Source organism: Nonomuraea fastidiosa (genome assembly GCF_042751225.1).
Taxonomy (GTDB): domain Bacteria; phylum Actinomycetota; class Actinomycetes; order Streptosporangiales; family Streptosporangiaceae; genus Nonomuraea; species Nonomuraea fastidiosa.
Genome location: NZ_CP170570.1, coordinates 5,623,496 through 5,645,005, shown reverse-complemented (window position 1 = coordinate 5,645,005; position 21,510 = coordinate 5,623,496). Strand labels below are relative to the sequence as shown.

Genomic DNA, 21,510 nt, shown 5'->3' with positions numbered 1-21,510 from the left:
CATCCTGACCTCTCCCCTGCCTATAACGGAGCGATCCGAAGGGGGAGGCGTTTCATGAGGATCGCACGCATCGCCACAGGGCTGGGACTGCTGGCAGCCCTGCTCGTACCGGGGCAGGCCACGGCGGAACCGGCCGCGCCCGCGCCGCGCCCGCTGAATTTGGTGCTCGACGGCCGCTCGTTCACGCTCAAGAACGCCTTCGCGATCCTGGAGGGCCGCCCGGTCTCGGCCAGAATCGCGCCGAACGCGCAGGCGACGATGGCGCGGACGCGGGCGGGCGCGCTCGAAGCGCTGGAGAGCGGGCAGCGGGTGTACGGCTGGAACCAGGCGCTCGGGCCGCTGAAGGACCGGCCACTCTCGCCGGAACAGGCCGAGCAGTTCCAGCGCAACGTGCTCCGCTCGCACGCCGCCGGGGTCGGCGAGCCCGTGCCCGATCACGTGGCCAGGCTGGCGCTGGTCATCAAGGCCAACCAGATGGCACGCGGCACGTACGGCGTGCGCCCCGAGCTGCCGCAACGGCTCCTCGCCCTGGTCAACGCCGGGGTCGTGCCCAGGATGCCGCAGATCGGCTCGCTCGGCACCGGCGACCTGCAGCCGCAGGCCGCGGCCGGGCTGGCGGCGATCGGCGAGGATGCGCCGGTGCGGTACGCGGGTGAGGAGGGGCCCGCGTCCGCCCTGCTGCCCAAGGCCGGGCTGCCGGCCTCGTTCACGCTCAAGGCCGGGGAGGCGCTGCCGATCGTCAGCGGCAGCACGGTCGTGGCGGCCCTGCTCATGGACGCCGTACGCCGGGCCACGGTACTCGCCGACCAGGCGGAGGGCGCCTTCGCGCTGTTCATGGAGGCGACCAGGGCCGAGCAGGGATCCTTGGACGCGCGTACGCACAAAGAACGGCACATCCCCGAGGAGAACGCGGTCGCTGCGCGGCTGCGGGCGATGGTGGCGGGCTCGGGCTGGATGACCGAGGAGGGCCGCAAGCGGCTCGACCCCGAGAACTACGAGCCCCGGGTGCAGGACGCGGTGTCCGTACGGGCCGCGCCGCACATCCTCGCCGGGCTGCGGCACGTGCTCGCCGACGCCCGCCGCACCCTCGTACGCGAGGCGAACTCCTCCACCTCCAACCCGCTCGTCTTCCGGCGCAAGCAGGGCACCGGCTACGAGTTCGTCATGGGCGGCAACTGGGACGCCTCGATCATGGGGCACCTCGCCGACAGCCTCAACGCGGAGATCGCCGACGTCGCCGTCCTGTCGCAGGAGCTGTCCGGGCGGCTGCTGTCGCCCCGCTGGAGCTACGGCCTGCCCGCGAACCTCGCGGGCGGCACGCCGGGGCTGAACTCCGGCATGGTGCAGGTGCAGTCCGTCGCCGCGGCGCTGATCCCGGAGCTGCAGGTCAGGGCCACCCCGGCCGGTACGCTGTCCCGCCCGGTCAAGGACGGCCAGGAGGACCACAACACGATGGCCATGGCCTCGGCCCGGCACCTGCACGAGAACCTCGACCGGCTGGAGATCGTGCTGGCGGTGCAGTACCTGATGGCCGCCCAGGGCATCGATCTGATCGCGGACAAGATGACCGGCCTGCCGCTCGGCCCCGGCACCCGCGCCCTGCACGCGGAGCTGCGCCAGTACGTCGCACCACTCGGTGACGACCGCTACATGACGCCTGATCTGGAGCGGGTCGTCGCGCTGATCAGGAACGGCCGCCTCGTGCCGCCGCCGACGACCACCCGCCCCTGACCCCACCCGCACCCGCCGCCGTCGCCGGCACCGGCACCGGCACCGGCGTCAGTGCGCCCCTGAGCACGACCGCTCCCGCCGCCGTCGCCGGCGTCAGTGCACCTCTGAGCACGGAGGGGCGCCGGAGCGGAGGGGTGTTCGACGGCGGGCGAGGACGGCGGCGCGGTTTTCCTGCTTCCTTGACAAATCCTGACAAGCCTGACCTGCGGGAACACAAGTTCCTGAATGCCGGTTTCGTTGCGTTCTCAGGTAAGGGCTCTACAGTGGGCACGCGATCGCCCCGACCGACGACGCAATGAGGGAGTAGCAACGCGCATGTCCGTGACCCCTCGGGACCCTGCAGACAGCCAGGTGCCGCGCGTCCGCGGCAACGACTACCGCGTCCTGCGGCCGCCGGAGCGGTTCACGCCCCGGTTGCGGGTCAGCGTGGTCATCCCCGCCTACGGCGCCCAGGACAAGCTCGACCTGGTGCTCGCGGGGCTGGCGCGGCAGACGTATCCGGCGGAGCTGACCGAGATCATCGTGGTGGACAACGGCAGCGATCCGCCGCTGCGGCTGCCCGAGGGCAGCGCCGCCCGTCTGGTGGTGTGCGAGCGGCCGGGCCGGGCCGCCGCCCGTAACGCCGGGCTCGCGGAGGCGACCGGCGACGTCATCCATTGGCTCGACTCCGACGTGGTGCTCACGCCGGGCGCCCTCGAGGCGCACATGCGCTGGCACCACACGGCCCCCTATCTCTCGGTGACCGGCTACATCCGCTTCACCAGCGCCCCGCTGCCCGACGAGCTGCCCGATGACCTGGAGGCGGCGTTCGAGCCGGCCGAGCCGCACGCCTGGCTGGTGGGCCTGGTGGAGCGGACCGACGGGCTCACCGCCAACCCGATACGCCCGTTCAGCCTGCACGTCGGCGGCGCCACCTCGGTCAGCAGGCGGCTCATCGAGGCCGCAGGGCCGATGGACGAGGAGCTGATCCTCGGCCAGGACACCGAGATGGGCTACCGGCTCGCGCAGGCGGGCGCGGTGTTCGTACCGGAGCCCAAGGCTCGCGCCTATCACCTCGGGCCGACCATGCGGATGCGGGAGCAGAAGCGCATCGACCGCGTCAGCCACGCTTTCGTCGCCGACCGCATCCCCACCTACCAGTGGCTGCGCACCCACCCCGCGCGGCAGTGGAAGATCCCGCACGTCACCGCCGTCGTCTCCGGCACCGCCGGGTACGAGGCCGTGCGCTCCAGCGTGGACGCCCTGCTCGCCTCGACGGTGCCGGACCTGTCCGTCGTCGTGACCGGCCCCTGGGACACCCTCGACCGCGACCGCCGCGCCCCGCTCAAGGACCCGAACCTCGATCTGGTGCTGGTCCACGGCCACTACGAGCACGAAGGCCGGGTACGCCTGGCGACCACCGAGGAGATCCACCCGTCGGTGCCGTTCGTGCTGCGGCTGCCCGCCGGGTGGATGCCGGGCGAGGACAGCGTGGCGCGGCTGCTGCGGCTGGCCCGCAACGAAGCGCTCGGGCTGATCAGGGTGCTGCTGGACGAGACGCCTGACGGGGTGGTCGAGGCCCGGCTCGAACGCGTGGCGTCCTTCTCGCGCGCCCGGCTGGTCGCCCGTCCAGGCGAGCCGCTGGAGGACGCGGTGGACGACGTGTCCGGGGTGCGGTGGGTGACCGGCGAGGAGTACGACTTCTCCCCCTCCGGTGACGAGCTGCCCGAGCTGGTGGGGCGGCGGGCCGCGTACAAGGCCAGGGTGCAGGCGCAGGCCGAGGTGGAGCGGCTGACCGAGGAGAACGAGCGGCTGCGCGGCCAGGTCGCCAAGTGGCGCGACGAGGCGGGGCGCTGGCGCAAGAGCACGGTCGAGCTGCGGCGCGAGGTGGGTACGCTGCGGCGCGAGCTGCACGCGGCGCAGCGGCAGGCGCGGCAGCCCGCACCGCCGGTGACCCTGACCGGGCGGGTGAAGCGGGTCATCCGCCGCCGCGTCCTCGACCGCCTGCCCGCCTCCACGCAGAAACCCGCCCAGAAGCCCGTCTCGGACGCCTCCAAACAGGCGACCCAGCAGGCCCAGGCCGCACCGGGGAACGGCACGCACCCGGGCTCGAACGGGCACCAGGGCGGCGCGTAGCCGCCCGACTTCCCGGCATGCGAAGCGGGCGGGGCCGGCGGGGGCGATCCTCGCTGCCGGTCGACCAGCGCTTCGGCCGACACGGCCGTGCTGCCTGCGTGCCTTCCCCGTCCCCGCGGCCTGTACGGCGGACGATGGACAGATGCGATCAGTCCCACGCCTGCCGGTGCTGAGCCTGGCGCTGGCCTCGGGAGCCGTCGACGCCTTCACCTTCCTCTCGCTGGGCCACGTCTTCACCTCGAACATGACCGGCAACCTGGTACTGCTCGGCATCTCGGCGGCCTGGAGCCAGTTCGCCGACGCGGTGGGCTCGCTGGTGGCGCTGGCCGCGTTCACCTGCGGGCTCGCGGCGGCGTTCCGGTTCACGCGCGGGGTGACGGGGTGGGCGCCGCGGACGAGGCTGGCGGTGGCGGCGGAGGCCGGGCTGCTGGTGGTGCTGCTGACCGGCTGGGCGCTGTCGGCGCCGCGGCTCGGGCTGATCGCGACGGCCGCGTTCGCCATGGGGGTGCAGAGCGCGGTGACGCACCGGCTGCACACGTTCATCGGCTCGACCACGTTCATCACGGGGGCGCTGACCACCACGCTGGCCCGCCACCTGACCTCCGGCACCGGGCAGCCGTACGGGGCCGAGCTGGTGGCGGTGCTGTTCGCGCTGGCGCTCGGCGCGACGGGCGGCACGCTGCTGGTCCGCCTGCTCCCCCTGGCCGCGCCCGCGCTGGCGCTGTTCGCGGTGACCGTGGCACTCGCCGCCAGCGCGTACGCATGACGCCCCGAGAAAGGCCCGGCAGTGTCGGGACGCGGGTGCTGGGTAGGAGGAGCGGCCACGAGCGGAGGAAGCGGGGGCCATGTCGGAGCTGCTGACCGGGGACTTCTACCAGTTCGAGGACATGCTCGCCGAGGACGAGCGGCGGACGCTGCATCGCGTGCGGGAGTTCCTGCACGACAAGGTGGTGCCCATCGCCAACGACTGCTGGCTGCGCGGCGAGTTCCCGATCGACCTGGTCAAGGAGTACGCCGAGCTGGGCATCGCGGCCCTCGCCCACCCCGAGTGCCCGGGCTCGAAGCCGAGCGGCCTGCTCAGCGGCTTCCTCGCGCTGGAGATGGCGCACGCGGACCCGTCGATGGCGACGTTCTTCGGCGTGCACACGGGCCTGGCGATGGGCAGCATCGCCGCGTGCGGCTCGCAGGAGCAGCGCGAGCGCTGGCTGCCGGCGATGAGCAGGATGGACGAGATCGGCGCGTTCGCGCTCACCGAGCCGCTGGGCGGCTCCGACGTGGCGGGCGGCATGCGGACCACGGCCAGGCGCGAGGGCGGCACGTGGGTGCTGGACGGGGCCAAGCGCTGGATCGGCAACGGCACGTTCGCCGACCTGATCGTGGTGTGGGCGAGGGACGTCGAGGACGGGCAGGTCAAGGGGTTCGTGGTGGAGAAGGGCACGCCCGGGTTCACCGCCACGAAGATCGAGAACAAGATGGCGCTGCGCACGGTGCAGAACGCCGACATCACGCTGTCGGGCTGCCGGGTGCCGGAGTCGAACCGGCTGGCGAACGCCCGGTCCTTCCGCGACACGGCGCAGATCCTGCGCAGGACCCGCAGCGGCGTCGCGTGGCAGGCGGTCGGCATCATGATCGCCGCGTACGAGATCGCGCTGCGCTACGCCGGGGAGCGCGAGCAGTTCGGCCGGCCCATCGCGTCCTTCCAGCTCGTGCAGGACCTGCTGGTCAAGATGCTGGGCAACGCCACCGCCTGCCTGGGCATGGTGGTGCGCCTGGCGAAGCTGCAGGACGAGGGCGTGTTCAAGGACGAGCATTCGGCGCTGGCCAAGGCGTACTGCACGTCGCGGATGCGGGAGGCGGTCGGCTGGGCGCGCGAGCTGCTCGCGGGCAACGGCATCATCCTCGACTACGACATCGCGAGGTTCGTGGCGGACGCGGAGGCGATCTACTCCTACGAGGGCACCCGGGAGATCAACACGCTCATCGTCGGGCGGGCGGTGACGGGGCACAGCGCGTTCGTCTGATCGTGGCCGCTCATTTGACCGGTCCCACGCTCGTCCCCCTGATCGATTCCCTGGTCGTTCGCGCGGAATTGGTCACTGTGCGTGGCATGACGGCCGTCACGATTCACGAATCGTAGGTTGACAAAGAGTCAACCCACCATTCGCGATGTTTCTTCGCATCCGTACCTTGAAGTACATCTGCCCCATCGGCATAGTGGACGGACCACAGGCGCAATCAGGTCGTGGCGGGCAACCTCGGGGGGCGGTAGCGAGTCCACGGCCACCCGGCAGCGCACAGGCACGCGCGGAATGGATGAAGGATGAGTTCGCCCCCGCCGATCCGTACCAAGCTGCTCAGGATTCTTTTACTCCCGCTGGTCTCGATGGTCGCGTTATGGGGGTTCATCGCCTACTCGAGCGTGGACGAGATCGTCGAGGTCTCGCAGACGCAGGACCGGTGGGAGGCCATCGGCTCCCCGCTGCTCCAGCTGATCGTCGAGCTGCAGCGCGAGCGCAAGCTCTCCGCCGAGGCGCCCGGCAGCACGGCGGCGTACAGGCCGCTCACCGACCAGCGGCACAAGACCGACGCCCAGGTCGCCAGGATCCGCGAGATCATCGACGACATCCTCGAAGGCGAGACCGATGAGGCGCCGGCTCAGGTCGAGGCGATGGTGCAGGCCCTCGACGGGCTCCAGTCGCTGCGGGCCTCCGCCGACGGCGGCGTACTGGCCCCGCCGCTGACCATCATCGAGGCGTACAACAACCTGATCGCGGTGGTGAACCGGCAGTTCACCGACCGGGACGCGCTGAGCGACGTCTCCTCCTACCGCGCCGTGCGCGGCATGGCCGCCTACAGCGCCACCGCCGAATACCTGTGGCGCGAGCACGCGGTGCTGACCAGCACGATCGTGCACCGCAGGATGACCCCCACCGACCGCGCCGCGTTCGTGGCCGCCATGACCAGCCGCCGGCTCGTCTTCGCCAACGCCGAGCGCGACGCCGGGCCCGAGCTGCGGGCCGCCTACGACAAGCTGGTGGCGAGCGAGGCCTACCAGCGCGTGGTCGCGGTCGAGGACGAGCTGTTCACCTTCGACACGGGCGGCGCGCCGCCGGTGAACGGCAACGAGTGGCGCGCGGACGCCGAGGCCGTGCTGGCCCAGATCAACCAGGCCACGCAGGCCGAGCTGGCCAGGGCCGCCGCCGAGGCCGAGAGCCAGAAGGTCGGCGCGTACTGGCGGATCGGGCTGGTCCTGCTGATCGGCCTGGCGGCGGTGCTGGTGTCGCTGGCGCTGTCGTACCGGTTCAGCCGCTCGCTGGTCGGCGAGCTGCACCGGCTGCAGGGCTCGGCGGTCGAGCTGGCCGAGCAGCGGCTGCCCCGCCTCGTCGAACGGCTGCGCCGCGGCGAGGACGTGGACCCGGCCACCGAGGCGCCCCCGCTCGAACCGGCCGAGACCGCCGAGGTGGACCGCGTGGTCGACGCCTTCGCCGCGGTGCGCCGCACCGCCGTCGAGGCCGCCGTCGGCCAGGCCGCGCTGCGCAAGGGCGTCAGCCAGGTCTTCCTCAACCTGGCCCGGCGCAACCAGGCGCTGCTGCACCGCCAGCTCTCGCTGCTCGACACGATGGAGCGCAGGGTGGAGGAGCCGGACGTCCTTGAGGACCTGTTCAAGCTCGACCACCTGACCACCCGCATGCGGCGGCACGCCGAGAACCTCATCATCCTGTCCGACTCCGCGCCCGCGCGCCGCTGGCGCGACCCGGTGCCGCTGTTCGACGTCGTACGCGCCGCCGTGCTGGAGGTCGAGGACTACACGCGGGTCACCGTCGCGCCCATGCAGGACGCGCCGCTGCTCGTCGGCCCGGCCGTCACCGACGTCATCCACCTGGTCGCCGAGCTGGTCGAGAACGCCACCGTCTACTCGCCGCCCAACACCACCGTGAGCGTGCGCGGCCTCACCGCGGCCAACGGGCTGGCGCTGGAGATCGAGGACCGCGGGCTGGGCCTGAACGACGCCACGCTCGCCGAGCTGAACGCCCGCCTGTCGGACGTGCCGGAGTTCGACCTGGACGACACCGACCGGCTCGGCCTGTTCGTGGTCGCCAGGCTCGCCGCCCGGCACGGCATCAAGGTCATGCTGCGGCGCTCGCCGTACGACGGGACCACCGCCATCGTGCTGCTGCCCGCTTCGCTGCTCGCCGAAGCCCAGCGCCCGGCGCTCACCGCCGGCTCGTCCACCGCGCCGAGCTCATCCTGGGGGCAGGACACGAGCACCGCCCCCGAGCGCGGCACCTGGTTCGACGCCCCGCACCGGGACAGCGCGCCGGAACCCGGCACGACCTGGACGCCCGAGCCCGCCTGGCTGTCCGGCACCGTCCCGGCCGCCAGGCCGGCCCCGAACCGGAGCCGGCACCCGGCTCCCCCACGACGAGACCCGCGACGGCACCCGCCACGGGACACACCATGGGAGACAACACAGGAAACGCCAACGGACGCTCGGGGCCCCCGCTCACGGGGCCCGACACCGGTGACGTGGAGCTGCCGATGCGGCGACCGGCCGGCGGCGGCCCCAAGCCCACGCCCGTACCCGGATCACCGGGGAACGGCGGGGCGAAGGAGGCGTGGAGCGTCACGGTGCCGCCTCAGGACGCCGACGACGATCTCGACGGGCTGCCCATGCGGATCCCGCAGGCCAGCCTCGCTCCCCAGCTACGTGACTCCGGACGCGTGCACCGGCGCGTCGTCGCGGAGCGCAGCCCTGAGGAGCTCGCACAGCTCATGTCGTCCATGCAACGCGGCTGGCAGCAAGGCCGCCGCCAGACGGGGCACGAGCACGACATGTGGAACCGAAAGGACGACCAATCCGATGCCTGACTCCAGAAGCGAACTGAGCTGGCTGCTCGACGACCTCATCCAGCGCGTGCCCGGCATCCGGCACGCCATCGTGCTGTCCGCCGACGGGCTGAACATGGGCAGCTCCCAGGGCTTGACCAGGGAGGACGCCGAGCACCTCTCCGCCATCTCGGCCGGCAGCCACAGCCTCGCCACCGGAGCGGGACGGCACTTCGGGCTGGGCGGCGTCCGGCAGACCATCATCGAGCTGGAGGAGGGCTTCCTGTTCGTCACCGCCGCCGGCCAGGGCGCCAGGCTCGCCGTGCTCGCCTCGGCGGACGCCGAGCTGGGCATGGTCACGTACGAGATGGCGCTGATGGTCAAGAGGGTCGGCGAGCACCTCTCCGCGCAACCGAGAGGAGCGGCACCGGCTCCGGCCTGGAACGGTTCGAGGCAGTGAGCGGGGACGATCCGGGGCCGCTGATCCGGCTGTTCGGGCTGACCGGGGGCCGGGCGCGGCCTCAGGGCGAGGCGTTCGACCTCATGGCCATCGTCACGACGGCCGGCGACGCCCCCGGGCCTCCGGACCTGATGCCGGAGCATCGCTCCGTGCTGGCGCTGTGCCGCAGGCCCACACCCGTGGCCGACGTCGCGGCGCACCTCCGGCTGCCCATCAACATCACCAGGGTCATCCTGGACGATCTGCGCCGCGACGGCCTCGTCACCATCGACCGCCCGCGCCCCGTCGCGCAGACGATCGACGAACGCATCTACAGGGAAGTGCTCCATGGGCTACGCAGTCTCTGAGCCGGGGACGGCGCCGGCCGTCCCTGCCTTGGCCATCAAGATCCTCATCGCGGGCGGCTTCGGCGTCGGCAAGACGACCATGGTGGGCACGATCAGCGAGATCCGGCCGCTGCACACCGAGGAGCTGCTGAGCGACCGCGGCATCGGCGTGGACGACACCTCGGGCGTGGAGTCCAAGGTCACGACCACGGTGGCGCTGGACTTCGGCCGGATCACGATCAGGGACGGGCTGTGGCTGTACCTGTTCGGCACGCCGGGTCAGGACCGGTTCTGGTTCATGTGGGACGAGCTGGCGCTCGGCGCGCTGGGCGCGGTGGTGCTCGCCGACACGCGCAGGCTGCAGGACTGCTTCCCCGCCGTCGACTACTTCGAGCAGCGGCAGATCCCGTTCGTGGTGGGGGTCAACTGCTTCGACGGCGCCCGCCGGTACGAGCCGTCCAAGGTGCGGCGGGCGCTCGGGCTTGCCGAGCACATCCCGATCGTGATGTGCGACGTGCGGCAGCGCGAGTCGGTCAAGGAGGTGCTGACGACGCTCGTCACGTACGCGGTGAAAGGCCGATGAAGGTCTGATCACAGGTACGGGCCCGCGCCCGGGCCGCCCGGCGGGCGAGGCGGTCCCGGACGTCCCGGCAGCTCGGGATGGGCCGCCTGGTGGAGCGACAGCCCCACCTTGATGCCCTGGAACACCCCTTCGAGCCAGCCCACGAGCTGGCTCTGCGCGATGCGGATCTCCCCCTGGGTGAGGGTGCCGGACGTGGCGGGCAGCAGCCGTTCCAGCTCTTCGCGCAGCTCGGGCGCCACCGACTCGCCGATCTCCGCGACGACGCGCGCGTGGATGTGCCCGAGCTGCTCGCGTGCGTGCTCGTCGAGCGGCAGCCCGCGCGCCTCGTCGAGCATCGATCGGGCCATCGTGCTGACGCGCAGCAGCCGCGCCGGCTCCTTGACGCGCCCGATCTCGGCCTCTATCGCGGCCTCGGCCGCGTCCTCCGGTTCCGCCGCGCCGGGCGGGATGGGAGGGGCGACCGGCCGGTGGGGATCGGGTGCAGAGGTCATGTCGCCGTCCTGTCGTCGCAGCTCGCCCCACGTGGGGGCGCGGTCCTCAGCTGACCCCTGCCCAGGCACGCGCCCCTCACGCCGGCGACGACCCGGCCGCTAGGCCAGGGTGACGAGCTCGGCGTACTCCTCGTTCCACATGTCCTCGACGCCGTCGGGCAGCAGCAGCACCCGGTCAGGGGCGAGCGCCTCGACGGCCTCCTCGTCGTGGGTGACCATCACGACGGCCCCCTCGTACGCCGCCACCGCGCCCAGCACCTCGGCCTTGGACGCCGGGTCGAGGTTGTTGGTGGGCTCGTCGAGCAGCAGCACGTTCGCCTGCGAGCTGACCAGACCGGCCAGCGCGAGCCTGGTCTTCTCGCCGCCCGACAGCACCCCCACCGGCTTGTCCACGTCGTCCCCGCCGAACAGGAACGACCCGAGGACCGTCCGCGCCTCGCCGTCGCTGAGGTGCGGCGCGGCTTCGGCGAGGTGGCGGCCGACGGTGTGCGCGGGGTCGAGGGTGTCGTGCTCCTGGGCGAAGTAGCCGAGGCGCAGCCCGTGGCCGTGCACCACCCGCCCGGAGTCGGGCCGCTCATGCCCGGCGAGGATCTTGAGCAGGGTGGTCTTGCCCGCGCCGTTCAGCCCGAGCACGACGAGCCTGCTGCCGCGGTCGATGGCCAAGTCGATGCCGGTCAGCACGGGCAGGCCGCCGTACGACTTGGTCAGGCTGATCGCGCCGAGCGGCGTGCGGCCGCAGGGCGCGGGCTCGGGCAGCCGGAACCGCGCGACCTTGGCGGCGCGCCGCACCGGGCGGGTCTCGGCGAGCATGCGCTCGGCGCGGCGGGCCATGTCGCGGGCGCGCACGGCGGTGGACGAGCGGGACCGCATGCGGTCGGCCTGGGCGCGCAGCGCGGCGGCCTTGCGCTCGGCGGCGGCGCGCAGCCTGGCCCTGCGCCGGTCGTCGGCCTCCCGCTCGGCCAGGTACGCCTCCCAGCCCATGTTGCGGATCTCCAGCGTGCCGTCCTCCAGGTGCCAGACCCGGTTGACCACGTCGGCGAGCAGGTCCGTGTCGTGGCTGATGACGACGAGCCCGCCCGGGTAGCCGAGCAGGAACGTGCGCAGCCAGGCGATGGAGTCGCGGTCGAGGTGGTTCGTCGGCTCGTCGAGCAGCAGCACGCCCGGCTCGGCGAACAGGACCCTGGCCAGCTCGACGCGGCGGCGCTGACCGCCGGAGAGCGTGCCGAGCGGCTGGTCGAGCACCCGGTCGGGCAGCCCGAGCCCGGCGGCGACGCGGGCGGCCTCCGCCTCCGCCGGGTAGCCGCCGCGCGCCTGGAACTCGGCCTCGGCCCTGGCATAGCGGGCCATGGCCTTCTCTGCGGCCTGTGGGGAGGCCGAGGCGGTCTCGGCGAGCGCCGTCTCGGCGGCGCGCAGCTCGCGTACGGCCTCATCGAGGCCGCGAGCCGACAGAATGCGGCCGATGACCGTGCTCGCGGGGTCGGCCGCGGCCGGGTCCTGCGGCAGGTACCCGACCGGGCCGGTACGGACGATCTCGCCGGAGGCGGGCTGGAGCCGCCCGGCGAGGGTCTTCATGAGGGTGGTCTTGCCCGCGCCGTTGCGGCCGACCAGGCCGACGCGGTCGCCGGGGGCGACGTGACCGGTGACACCGGACATGAGCAGAGAGGCGCCGGCGCGCACGGCGACGCCACGGAAGGTAAGCATGGGATGACGCTCCGGAAAAGCTCAAGGACACAAGGGTGACGTGAAGCCGGTGTCCTGGGCTAAGAAGTCCGGGGCGTAGACATGCGGATCAGTGTACGGGCGGGCCGCGCGGGCCCGCCACGGATTTTCCTGCGGGTCAGTTCCAGATGCCCGGCACCTGGTCGGGCGTGTCGTCCTTGACCTCGCTGCGGTCGATCACGTCGCCCTCGAGCGGGAGCAGCACGGTCGCCTCGCGGCCCCAGTCACGGTAACGGGTGTCGGACTCGACCTGGACGGTGCTCTTGCCGATCGGCAGCGTCGCCTTGGCGACGACCCGCCGCACCAGGCCCTTGTCACCGAAGTAGATCGTGTAGGCGATCTTCCCGTCGCGCTTGGCGGTGAAGCCCGTGCCGTAGAAGGCGGCGAACGGCTTCGAGGACTTGACGAGCTTGCTGGCCTTCACGCTGCCCTTGAGGATGCCGTTCTTCCACGAGGTGCGGCCTGCGACCAGGGTCTTGAGCGTGGCCGGGTCGAGCGGCTCGACGACGAGGTTGCTCGGCGGCTGGACGACCTTGCGGTAGCGCACCCAGCTCGTGCCCGGCGGCAGCGCCTGCTCGACCACGGGGCCGGAGACGTAGCTCACGCCACCGGAGGAGAGCATGCGGATCGGCCCCGCCTGAAGGGCCTCGGTCTCGGCCGGGCTGGTCTTCTTCATGGTGCGCAGCAGGGCCGGGCTGTACTGCAGGGTGTGGGCCACGTCGGAGGCGACGGGCCCGCGCGGGCCGAAGCCGATGGTGCCGTCGAGGGCGGAGGTGGCCACCTGTCCGGCCTTGTAGGTCACCTTGGCGGTGGCCTGCAGGTTGACCGCCTTGCCCTGCCCTAACTGGGACTGCAGCGCCTTGACCGGATCCGTGGTGGGGGCGGCGTGCGCGGGAGCGGCGAAGAACTGCGCCAGGCCCGCGACGGCGACCGCACCGATAAGGGTTCGCTTCATTCGCTTTCCTTGTTGAGGGTGCTGAAAGACGCGAACAATCTGGTGCATCTAAGATCGCTCGTCAAGCCGAATCCGCAGATGAGGCATCCTTTGCCCGGCGATCCCCCGCCGTCGTCACGGCCGGGGATCGCCGGGCTCCGCTGCGTGGCGGTCACGGGAGTGACGCGCCGCTCAGAAGAGGCGCGTGCGCTCGGAAGAGGCTCGGCACTCGAAGCGGCGGAGCGCTCAGAAGTAGCGCGAGGTGAGGTCCGTCGTGGGCCACGTCTTCACGGCCCCGGTCGCCTTGCCGAGGATCGGGTCGATGGAGTCGAAGTCGGGCGTGCCCTCTTCCTCGCGCCGGTTGAAGATCGCGCAGTAGCTGACGCCGTGCTGGATCCTGGCCAGGAAGCTGTACGTGCCCGGCATGGACCCGGTGTGCCAGGTGTTCAGCGTGCCGAGATTGTTCGTACGGACGTGCCAGCCGAGGCCGTACCAGGAGCCGTTCGAGTTGACGCCCGTCTCCGGCTTGGCGAACACGCGGCCGATCGACGTCTTGTTGAGCACCGGGCCGGAGGCGTCGAAGACGAAGCCCCACTTGACCATGTCGACCGCCGAGGCGAGCCAGCCGCCGTTGGCGTCCTGGTTCGGCATGCTGAAGCCGCCGTACGGGTAGGGCACCACCTCGCCCGAGTCGTCCACGACGCTCTTCCTGGTGTACTGCGACTCGTACGTCACCTCGGTGGGGAACGCCTGCGAGCGCAGGCTCCTGCCCAGCCGCATCCGGGTGATCCCGACCGGGGTGAGCAGCGTGTTGCGGACGTACGTCTCGTAGCTCATGCCCGACAGCTTCTCGATCACCCGGCCGGCCAGCATGTAGCCGTAGTTGCTGTAGGCGTACTTGCTGCCCGGGGTGAAGTCGAGCTTCCTCGCCGTGACGTACTTGATGATGTCGTCGTGGTCGATCGGCAGCGACACGCCCAGCGCGGAGGCGATGCCCTGGTCGTACCAGAGCGGGTCCGGGGACACGCTGCGGTCCCAGCCGCCGGTGTGCTGCAGCAGCCGCCACAGCGTGACGTCCTTCAGCCGCGGATCCGCCGAGGTGGACAGCCCGAGCAGGTCCGCCACCTTCGCGCCGAGCGCGACCTTGCCGTCCTGGGCCAGGCGGGCCAGCGCGGCCCCGGTCAGGCTCTTGCTCAGGCTGGCGATGCGGAAGAGCGAGGTCGGCTGCACCGCCACGGTCTTGCCGTTCGCGACGTACGAGCCGTAGCCGCGGGCCAGCAGGATCTTGCCGTTCTTCGCCACCGCGAGCTGGGCGCAGGAGATGTTCCGCTCGGCGATGTACGTCTTCATGGCGTTGTCGAAGCCCGCGAGCGCGCTGGGGACGACCCCCGTCGTCGGGATCGCACTGGCGTGGGCGGCCTCGGAGCCGAGCACGACGGCGGGCACCATTCCGGCACCGACCTGGAGCAGTCGGCGTCTAGTGAGCATAACGATATTGAGGCAACAAGGGGATCTTTCCTACCACAATGATCTCCGCCCGGGGTCCTGATCGCCCAGAGCGAAGAAACCACCCCCGCACCGACGACCGGCCAACGGCGGGGTAGCAACGCAGCTTGGGCGGGACGGCCGCACGACGGCGCCGCACGCAACGGCGACCGGACGCGACGGCGCCCGGACGCGACGGACGGGCCGCGGGCCAGTGGCGGGGCGACGACCGAGCGCGGCAGGCTGTCAGCAAGCCGGACGCACGACGACGGGACGGACGCGAGGTGCCTGCGGGCGCAAGCGGGCTGGAGGCGGGACGGCCGTGCGCCGGAGGTGGGGCGGTGACGTGCCGACAGCGGAGCGGCGGGCGAGCCAAAACGAGGCGGCCGCAAGGCGGTAGCGGACCTGAGGCGCCCCGGCGGGAGAGCGCCGGCAGGCCAGATGCGCCTCACGGCGGAGCGGCGGCAGGTCACAAGCGGGCCGATGCGGGGTGGCGGCTGCGGAAAGGGGCGCGCAGCCGCCGGCCCGAGCGCGGGACGGCTTGGCGGGGAATCCCCTGACCAGCGGGCCTGTAACACCCGAGCGGGGCACGACCCGGCACAGAAACCGGTGATCAGCGGGCCTACTACCCCCGACGGCAACCCGACCCGGCAAGGAAACCCGCGACCAGCGGGCCTATGACCCCCGGGGGCGGCCCGACCCGACACGGAAACCCGTGACCAGCGGGCCCCATGACCCCCGTGTGGCGGGCCGGTGTCCGGGCTTGCACGGCTGCTGGTCAGCCGAGCCGGGACGGGTCGCGGTCAGCGATCGGACGGCTCGGCCGGCGCCTCGATCACGGCCGTTCCACGCAAGCGACCCGGCTAGGCCGGGAAGTCCTTCGGGTTGACGTGGCTCGTCCGCGCGGTGCCGCCCTTGACCGGGTTGAGGGTGATCGTCCAGATGGTCCGCGTCCGGGAGGTCGTGGTGAAGCGCAGGCGGTTGTTGAAGCGCTGGTAGCTGGCCCCGCGGGTGAAGCGGCCCTTGGAGACGCTGTAGCGGGTGCCGGTGGTGAAGTAGATGGTGTACGTGCCGTCCCTGACGTCCCGGATCGTCGCGCTGGACTTCGCGCGCACGTAGATGCTGATCGCCTTCTTCCTGCCCTTGACCAGAGCGACGACGCCGTCACGCGACGTGCCGTTCTTGATCTTGAGCTGGCCCAGCCCGCCGCTGATGCGGTCGTAGAGGATGCGGCCGTTGCGCGGGCGCGCGGCGGCGGCCTGCTGGGCGGTCAGCGTCACCGTCGTGACGGCGGGTGCGCTCGTGACGGGCGCGGCGGCGTTCGCGGGAGGAGCGACGAGCAGGCCACCGGCCAGGGCGACGGCGGCGACGGCGCTGGTACGGAGAACGGCTCGGCCAGATAGGCTTTTCACGATCGACATCTCCTTCGTGACGCAATGTCACGGTAAAGATAGAAGATCGCACGCCATACCGGTACCTGGTATCCGACAGGGCTTCATTCCGGATTCGCCCGCCCTGGGAAACGGCCCGGCGCGGCACATGGCCTAGACTGCGGCAGATGTTCCTGGCCCCCGCCCGGTTGGCCTGGCTGGATGCCCTGCGAGGGCCGGCAGCGCTGGCCGTCACCCTGCATCACGCCGGTGGACGTTCATCCCCCGCATCTGGGCGGAGGTGGACCGGCGCGTCGACGTGGGCACCTGGGGCGTGTTCGTCTTCTTCCTGGTCAGCGGCTATATCATCCCAGCCTCGCTGGAGCGTAAGGGCGATCTGCGCGCGTTCTGGACCGGCCGGGCGTTCCGGCTGCTGCCGCTGCTGCTGGTCGCCTGCGCGCTGCTGCTCGGGTTAGCGCTGGCCGGGGCGCTGCCGGTGCCGGACGGGCTGGGCGACCGGCCGGCGGCGCTGGTCGTGCTCGGCAACGTGACCATGCTCCAGGAGCTGCTGAACCTGCCCGCCGTCATCAACGTCACCTGGACGCTGTCGTACGAGATGGCCTTCTACCTGATGTGCGCGGCGCTGTTCGCGGCCGGCCAGTCGCACCGGTCGGCGGGGATCGCGGTGGCGCTGGCGGTGCCCGCCGTGCCGCTCGGGCTGCTGCTGCCCAAGGCGGTCATCGGCGGGCGGGCGGACCTGCTCGCCGCGTCGCTCGGCCTCGCGGTGGTCGCGGCCGTCGCGGTGACCGTGCTGGGCAGGGGCGCGCTCAGGACGGCGGGCGCGGTCGCGGGCGGGCTGCTGGGCCTCGCGCTGGTGGTGCTGGGCAGCAGGGGCGGCACCTGGCAAGGCGTGATCATCCTGGCCACGATGTTCGCCGGCACGGCGATGTACCGGGCCGAGCAGGGCACGATCTCCTGGCGGGCCGCGATCGCGGCGGTGCTGGTGGTGCTGGGCTGCGGCCTGCCGGCCAAGGACGACCCGGCCTGGGCGCCGGCGATCGTGCTGGCGTTCTGCGCGTTCTGGCTGGCGTACCGGCTGCGCGAGCGCACCTTCCCCGCCTGGCTGCCGCGGCTCGGCGTGATCAGCTTCTCCGTCTACCTGCTGCACCCGATCCTGCTGCACGTGCTGCCGAACCTGCCGCTCTACCTCCTGGTCCTGATTCCGCTCAGCATCCTCACGTACCACGTCGTCGAGGCGCCGGCCCAGCGACTCGGCAAGCGCCTGGCGGCGCGCGGGCCCGGCTGAGCGCGCCGGGCCCGCGCCCGGCTCACTCCTGCGGCTCGCCGGTGAAGGTGTGGGTGCCCGCGCCCACCTCGGCGGGCGCGCCCTTGAACGGCAGGTCCAGCTCGGCGGTCACGCCGGGCGGCACGGTGACGGTGACGGTCAGCTCGCCGCCCGCCCTGGTCCAGGCGACGCGGGCAGGCCCGTACGGGGTGTCGAGCGCCGCCTCCGCCTCGGTCAGCCCGCCTCCGGGACGCGGCGCGACCCGCAGCCGCCGGTAGCCGGGGGCGGCGGGGGCGAGCCCGGCGACCGTACGGTGCAGGAAGTCGGCGACCGCGCCCAGCGCGTAGTGGTTGAACGAGGTCATCTCGCCCGGGTTGACGCTGCCGTCGGGCAGCATGCTGTCCCAGCGCTCCCAGATCGTGGTGGCGCCCATCGTGACGGGGTACAGCCACGACGGGCACTCGCGCTGGGTCAGCAGCTCGTAGGCGGTGCCGTACTCGCCGACCGCCGCCAGCGCGTCGCAGATCAGCGGCGTGCCCACGAACCCCGTGCCGATGCGGTGACCGTCGGCCGCGACCAGCTCGGCCAGCCGCCGTCCCGCCCGCTTCCGCTGCCGCGGCGTCTCCAGCAGGTCGAAGCAGATCGCCAGCGCGTACGCGGTCTGCGTGTCGCAGGCCAGCCGCCCCGACGGGGTGACGAATTCGCGCGCGAACGCCGCCCGCACCTCGCCGGCCAGCGCCGCGTAGCGCGCCGCGTCATCGTCGTGGCCGAGCAGCGCGGCGGTCTCGGCGACGATCCGCGCCGTTCTGGCGTGGTAGGCGGTGGCGACCAGGGCGGGGTCCGTACGTGCCTTGCCCGGCTTGTCGGGCGGCGCGGCCGGGTCGAGCCAGTCGCCCCACTGGAAGCCGGTGTCCCACAGGTGGCTCTCGCCCGCCCGTTCTGCGATGTGGTCCACCCACGCCTTCATGCCGGCGTACTGGGTGCGCAGCAGCCCGACGTCGCCGTAGCGCTGGTACAGCACCCAGGGCACGATGACGGCCGCGTCGCCCCACGCGGCGGCGGGCTCGGCGGGCATCAGCGGCACCCACGGCACGTAGTGCGGCACGGTGCCGAGCTTGGCCTGCTCGGCGGCGAGGTCGGCGAGCCAGGAGGACAGCAGGCCCGCGCAGTCGTAGAGGAAGGACGCGGTGGGCGCGAAGACCTGGAGGTCGCCCGTCCAGCCGAGGCGTTCGTCGCGCTGGGGGCAGTCGGTGGGCACGTCCACGAAGTTGCCGCGCAGGCTCCAGACGGCGTTGTCGTGGAAGCGGTTGAGGTCGGGGTCGGAGCAGCGGAACGAGCCGGTGGGGCGCAGGTCGGTGTGGCACACGACCGCTTCGATCCCCGTCTTCGCGCCGTCCCCGTCACCGAACCCGTCTTCGGCCACCTGCGCATCGCCGCCTGCGGCCGCCGCCTCGAGGCCGTCGGGTAGCGGGCCCGGCCAGCCGTCGATCTGGGCGTAGCGGAAGCCGTGCACGGTGAAGCGGGGCTCCCACTGCTCCGGGGCGTCGTCGCCGCGCAGCGTGTAGGTGTCGGTGGCGGCGGCGTGCCGCAGCGGGCGCAGGCTGAGCGCGCCGTTCTCCAGGACCTCGGCGTGGCGCAGGGTGATCGTGTGCCCGGCCGGGCCCTGGACGCGGATGCGCAACCGCCCGGAGATGTTCTGCCCGAAGTCGAGTATGGTCTCCCCCGACGGCCCGGTGAGCACCTGCCGCGGGCGCAGCGTCTCGACCCTGCGCACCGGCGGGCCGGTGGGTGCGACGAGCCTGGCGGGGTCGTGGTCGAGCACCTCGGCGGGCGTCCATGCGGAGGCGTCGAAGCCGGGCTCCGACCAGCCCTGGGGCAGCAGGCGGGCGTCGTAGCGCTCGCCGTCGTACAGGCCGGTGGCGGTGATCGGGCCGGTGGCGCAGCGCCAGTGCTCGTCGGTGACGACCAGGTCGGTGCCGCCGTCGGCGTAGGTGATCTCCAGCTGGGCGATGAGCGCCGTACGGTCGCCCCAGACCTCGGTCTTGCCGCCGCCGAAGCCGATCCTGCCGCGGTACCAGCCGTCGGCCAGGGTCGCGCCGATCGTGTTGGGGCCCTCGCGCAGCAGTCCGGTGACGTCGTGGGTGCGGTAGCGCAGCCGCCGGTCGTAGCTGCTCCAGCCGGGGGCGAGCACGTCGTCGCCGACGACCCGGCCGTTCAGCTCGGCCTCGTACAGGCCGTGTGCGGTGACGTACAGGCGGGCGCTCGCGACGGGGCCGCGCAGGGTGAAGTCGCGGCGCAGCAGCAGGGCGGGGCCGTCGGGCGGGCCGAGCAGGTCACGGGGCGGCGCGGCGGCCCCCGCACGCCAGTCGGCGGGCTCCAGCAGGCCGGTCTCGACCGCCGCCCAGGGGCTCCAGTCGCTCGCGGAGCCGTCGCCGCCGTGGACGCGGACGCGGACCTCGCGCCGCTCGCGCGACCGCAGCGGCTCGGCGGGCCAGGGCACGAGCACCGACTCCGCCGACTCGACGCGCCATGTCTCGCTCGCGTCGCTCGCGGTGCGGGTTTCGATCTCGTACGCCGCCTGCGTCCAGCCGGGCAGGTCGGTGGCGACGGTCCAGGACAGGCGGGGGCGGCTCTCGCCGATGCCGAGGGGGTCGCGGTGGTGCTCGAAGGTGGGTGGTGTGACGTGTAGCAAGGCGCTCCTTCAGGTCGGCCCTTGATGGCCCCGGCGGTCGATGCCGGCCACGGTCGTGCGGACGAGGCGGATGAGGAGTACGGAGATCAGCGGGAATGCTTGAAACGTTTTAACAGCGTCGCCGCGAGCTAACGTAAAACGCCGCTTGAGGGTGCGTCAAGACGCTGTTGTGGAAAACGATGTCCACTCCTCACCCCAGCTCCTGCGCCGGATGGCGACTTTGGACGTCGCTTTCAGGGCATCGTTGCTCACCAGGCTGCCGGGTGGCAGCGCGGGCTCCTACACTCGTCACCGACGAACGGAAGGCGGGACTCATGGCGGAGCGCGGGCCCAGGCGGCGGGTGACGATCGCGGACGTGGCCCGCCACGCCCAGGTGTCCACCACCGCCGTCTCCAAGGTGCTGCGCAACGCCTACGGCGCCAGCCCCGCCATGCGCGACCGGGTCAAGGCGGCCATCGAGGAGCTGGGCTACCGTCCCCACGCGGCGGCCAGGGCCATGCGCGGGCGCACGTTCACCATCGGGGTGCTGCTCCCCCACATCCGCAACCCGTTCTTCGCCGACGTGCTGGACGGCGTGAACGAGCAGCTCGCGGGCACCAGCTACCAGGCCATCCTCGTCCAGGGCGGCGGCACGGACCTGGCCGCCGAGAGCCGGGCGATCGAGGCGCTGATCGACCGGCAGGTGGACGGCATCCTGATGATCGCGCCCCTCACCGCGAAGTCCCGGCTGGAGGAGGTGGCCGCCGAGATGCCGCTCATCGTGCTCGGCCGCCACGAGCGCTCATCGGCGTACGACGCGGTCTTCGACGACGATGACGCCGGCACCGAGCTGGTCGTGCGCCACCTCATCGAGCTGGGCCACCGCCGCATCGGCCACATCTCGCAGCGCTGCCCCGGACGCGGCCGGCCGCTCGCACTGCCCCACCTGACCAGGGCGGAGACCTACCGCAGGGTGATGGACGAGCACGGCCTGGCCGCCGAGATCGCGATCGCCGTCACGAGCTGGACCGAGGAGGGCGGCTACGACGGCACGCGCGAGCTGCTGGCCCGTTCGCCCCGGCCGACCGCCATCTTCGCGGGCGACGACCAGGCGGCGTTCGGCGCGCTCGCGGCCCTGCACGAGGCGGGGCTGTCGGTGCCCGGCGACATGTCGGTGGCCGGCGACGACAACACCAAGCTGGCGGCGATGGCCAACATCTCGCTCACCAGCGTCGATCAGGACGGCGTGCTCATGGGCAGGACGGCGGCACGGCTGCTGCTCGAACGCGTCGAAGGGCGTGCGGCCGCCATGCGCTTCTCCGTCACCCCGACCCTGGTGCCACGCCGCTCCACCGGCCCTGCCCCCGCCGACCAGGGGTAGGGCCGAGCGGGACAGGCCGCCGCCTAGGAGGGTCGGGGGCCGGACCGGGTCGGCGAGCCGGGCGGGCCAGGGCGAGACCGCGGCGGGCCAGGCCGGTGAGCCGGGGCGCGGCCGGGCCGGTGAGCCGGGGC

The 21,510-nt window shown here is 72.4% G+C and carries 15 protein-coding genes; 9 read left to right on the top strand and 6 right to left on the bottom strand.

Annotated features, from left to right (window positions below):
* Window positions 1-54: 54 nt before the first annotated feature.
* The 7 genes from ACFMQL_RS26050 to ACFMQL_RS26020 all read left to right on the top strand — a co-directional run bounded on the left by ACFMQL_RS26050 (window position 55) and on the right by ACFMQL_RS26020 (window position 10,042).
* The gene (locus ACFMQL_RS26050; protein ID WP_364055873.1) at window positions 55-1,731 is read left to right on the top strand and encodes an aromatic amino acid ammonia-lyase; all 1,677 of its coding nucleotides are present in this window, start codon (window positions 55-57) and stop codon (window positions 1,729-1,731) included.
* A 315-nt stretch (window positions 1,732-2,046) separates the two neighbouring features.
* Window positions 2,047-3,846, top strand: a complete 1,800-nt coding sequence (locus ACFMQL_RS26045; protein WP_378787458.1) for a glycosyltransferase — start codon at window positions 2,047-2,049, stop codon at window positions 3,844-3,846.
* 142 nt (window positions 3,847-3,988) lie between these two features.
* A complete protein-coding gene (locus tag ACFMQL_RS26040) occupies window positions 3,989-4,612 on the top strand; it encodes a YoaK family protein (RefSeq protein WP_378787456.1) in 624 nt (207 codons plus the stop codon).
* Between the two features lie 79 nt (window positions 4,613-4,691).
* Window positions 4,692-5,867: an acyl-CoA dehydrogenase family protein gene (locus tag ACFMQL_RS26035; protein ID WP_364055882.1), complete on the top strand. Its 1,176-nt coding sequence runs from the start codon at window positions 4,692-4,694 to the stop codon at window positions 5,865-5,867.
* A 299-nt stretch (window positions 5,868-6,166) separates the two neighbouring features.
* Window positions 6,167-9,133: a nitrate- and nitrite sensing domain-containing protein gene (locus ACFMQL_RS26030; protein WP_378787453.1), complete on the top strand. Its 2,967-nt coding sequence runs from the start codon at window positions 6,167-6,169 to the stop codon at window positions 9,131-9,133.
* Window positions 9,130-9,480: a DUF742 domain-containing protein gene (locus ACFMQL_RS26025; protein ID WP_364055891.1), complete on the top strand. Its 351-nt coding sequence runs from the start codon at window positions 9,130-9,132 to the stop codon at window positions 9,478-9,480. Before ACFMQL_RS26030 ends, ACFMQL_RS26025 begins: the two co-directional genes overlap by 4 nt.
* A complete protein-coding gene (locus ACFMQL_RS26020; protein WP_364055894.1) occupies window positions 9,461-10,042 on the top strand; it encodes an ATP/GTP-binding protein in 582 nt (193 codons plus the stop codon). The genes ACFMQL_RS26025 and ACFMQL_RS26020 overlap by 20 nt, the downstream gene beginning before the upstream one ends.
* An 8-nt stretch (window positions 10,043-10,050) precedes the next feature.
* Here the strand turns inward: ACFMQL_RS26020 and ACFMQL_RS26015 are convergent, their stop codons facing one another.
* The 5 genes from ACFMQL_RS26015 to ACFMQL_RS25995 form a co-directional block, all read right to left on the bottom strand.
* Window positions 10,051-10,533: a proteasome activator gene (locus ACFMQL_RS26015; protein WP_378787451.1), complete on the bottom strand. Its 483-nt coding sequence runs from the start codon at window positions 10,531-10,533 to the stop codon at window positions 10,051-10,053.
* A 99-nt stretch (window positions 10,534-10,632) separates the two neighbouring features.
* Entirely contained in the window at window positions 10,633-12,234 is a 1,602-nt protein-coding gene (locus tag ACFMQL_RS26010; protein ID WP_364055898.1) for an ABC-F family ATP-binding cassette domain-containing protein, read from the bottom strand.
* A gap of 136 nt (window positions 12,235-12,370) precedes the next feature.
* The gene (locus tag ACFMQL_RS26005; protein ID WP_364055900.1) at window positions 12,371-13,207 is read right to left on the bottom strand and encodes a hypothetical protein; all 837 of its coding nucleotides are present in this window, start codon (window positions 13,205-13,207) and stop codon (window positions 12,371-12,373) included.
* Window positions 13,208-13,432: 225 nt separating this feature from the next.
* Entirely contained in the window at window positions 13,433-14,674 is a 1,242-nt protein-coding gene (locus ACFMQL_RS26000; protein ID WP_378787449.1) for a serine hydrolase domain-containing protein, read from the bottom strand.
* Between the two features lie 860 nt (window positions 14,675-15,534).
* The gene (locus ACFMQL_RS25995) at window positions 15,535-16,083 is read right to left on the bottom strand and encodes a hypothetical protein (protein ID WP_364055906.1); all 549 of its coding nucleotides are present in this window, start codon (window positions 16,081-16,083) and stop codon (window positions 15,535-15,537) included.
* Window positions 16,084-16,342: 259 nt separating this feature from the next.
* Between ACFMQL_RS25995 and ACFMQL_RS25990 the strand changes: the two genes are divergently transcribed.
* Window positions 16,343-17,347, top strand: coding sequence for an acyltransferase family protein (locus tag ACFMQL_RS25990; RefSeq protein ID WP_378787447.1), 1,005 nt, complete (start codon window positions 16,343-16,345; stop codon window positions 17,345-17,347).
* A gap of 22 nt (window positions 17,348-17,369) precedes the next feature.
* Here the strand turns inward: ACFMQL_RS25990 and ACFMQL_RS25985 are convergent, their stop codons facing one another.
* Window positions 17,370-20,018 carry a family 78 glycoside hydrolase catalytic domain gene (locus ACFMQL_RS25985; protein ID WP_378787445.1) on the bottom strand — a complete coding sequence of 883 codons (2,649 nt, stop codon included), beginning with the start codon at window positions 20,016-20,018 and terminating at the stop codon, window positions 17,370-17,372.
* A gap of 314 nt (window positions 20,019-20,332) precedes the next feature.
* Between ACFMQL_RS25985 and ACFMQL_RS25980 the strand changes: the two genes are divergently transcribed.
* Window positions 20,333-21,379, top strand: a complete 1,047-nt coding sequence (locus tag ACFMQL_RS25980; RefSeq protein WP_378787443.1) for a LacI family DNA-binding transcriptional regulator — start codon at window positions 20,333-20,335, stop codon at window positions 21,377-21,379.
* The last annotated feature ends 131 nt before the right edge of the window (window positions 21,380-21,510 follow it).

Bases quoted from the DNA above. Each gene is read 5' to 3' on its own strand.
- ACFMQL_RS26030 (WP_378787453.1), top strand. From the start codon at position 6,167: ATGAGTTCGCCCCCGCCGATCCGTACCAAGCTGCTCAGGATTCTTTTA.
- ACFMQL_RS26035 (WP_364055882.1), top strand. From the start codon at position 4,692: ATGTCGGAGCTGCTGACCGGGGACTTCTACCAGTTCGAGGACATGCTC.
- ACFMQL_RS26005 (WP_364055900.1), bottom strand. From the start codon at position 13,207: ATGAAGCGAACCCTTATCGGTGCGGTCGCCGTCGCGGGCCTGGCGCAG.
- ACFMQL_RS26050 (WP_364055873.1), top strand. From the start codon at position 55: ATGAGGATCGCACGCATCGCCACAGGGCTGGGACTGCTGGCAGCCCTG.
- ACFMQL_RS26015 (WP_378787451.1), bottom strand. From the start codon at position 10,533: ATGACCTCTGCACCCGATCCCCACCGGCCGGTCGCCCCTCCCATCCCG.
- ACFMQL_RS26020 (WP_364055894.1), top strand. From the start codon at position 9,461: ATGGGCTACGCAGTCTCTGAGCCGGGGACGGCGCCGGCCGTCCCTGCC.
- ACFMQL_RS25980 (WP_378787443.1), top strand. From the start codon at position 20,333: ATGGCGGAGCGCGGGCCCAGGCGGCGGGTGACGATCGCGGACGTGGCC.
- ACFMQL_RS26045 (WP_378787458.1), top strand. From the start codon at position 2,047: ATGTCCGTGACCCCTCGGGACCCTGCAGACAGCCAGGTGCCGCGCGTC.
- ACFMQL_RS26000 (WP_378787449.1), bottom strand. From the start codon at position 14,674: ATGCTCACTAGACGCCGACTGCTCCAGGTCGGTGCCGGAATGGTGCCC.
- ACFMQL_RS26040 (WP_378787456.1), top strand. From the start codon at position 3,989: ATGCGATCAGTCCCACGCCTGCCGGTGCTGAGCCTGGCGCTGGCCTCG.
- ACFMQL_RS26010 (WP_364055898.1), bottom strand. From the start codon at position 12,234: ATGCTTACCTTCCGTGGCGTCGCCGTGCGCGCCGGCGCCTCTCTGCTC.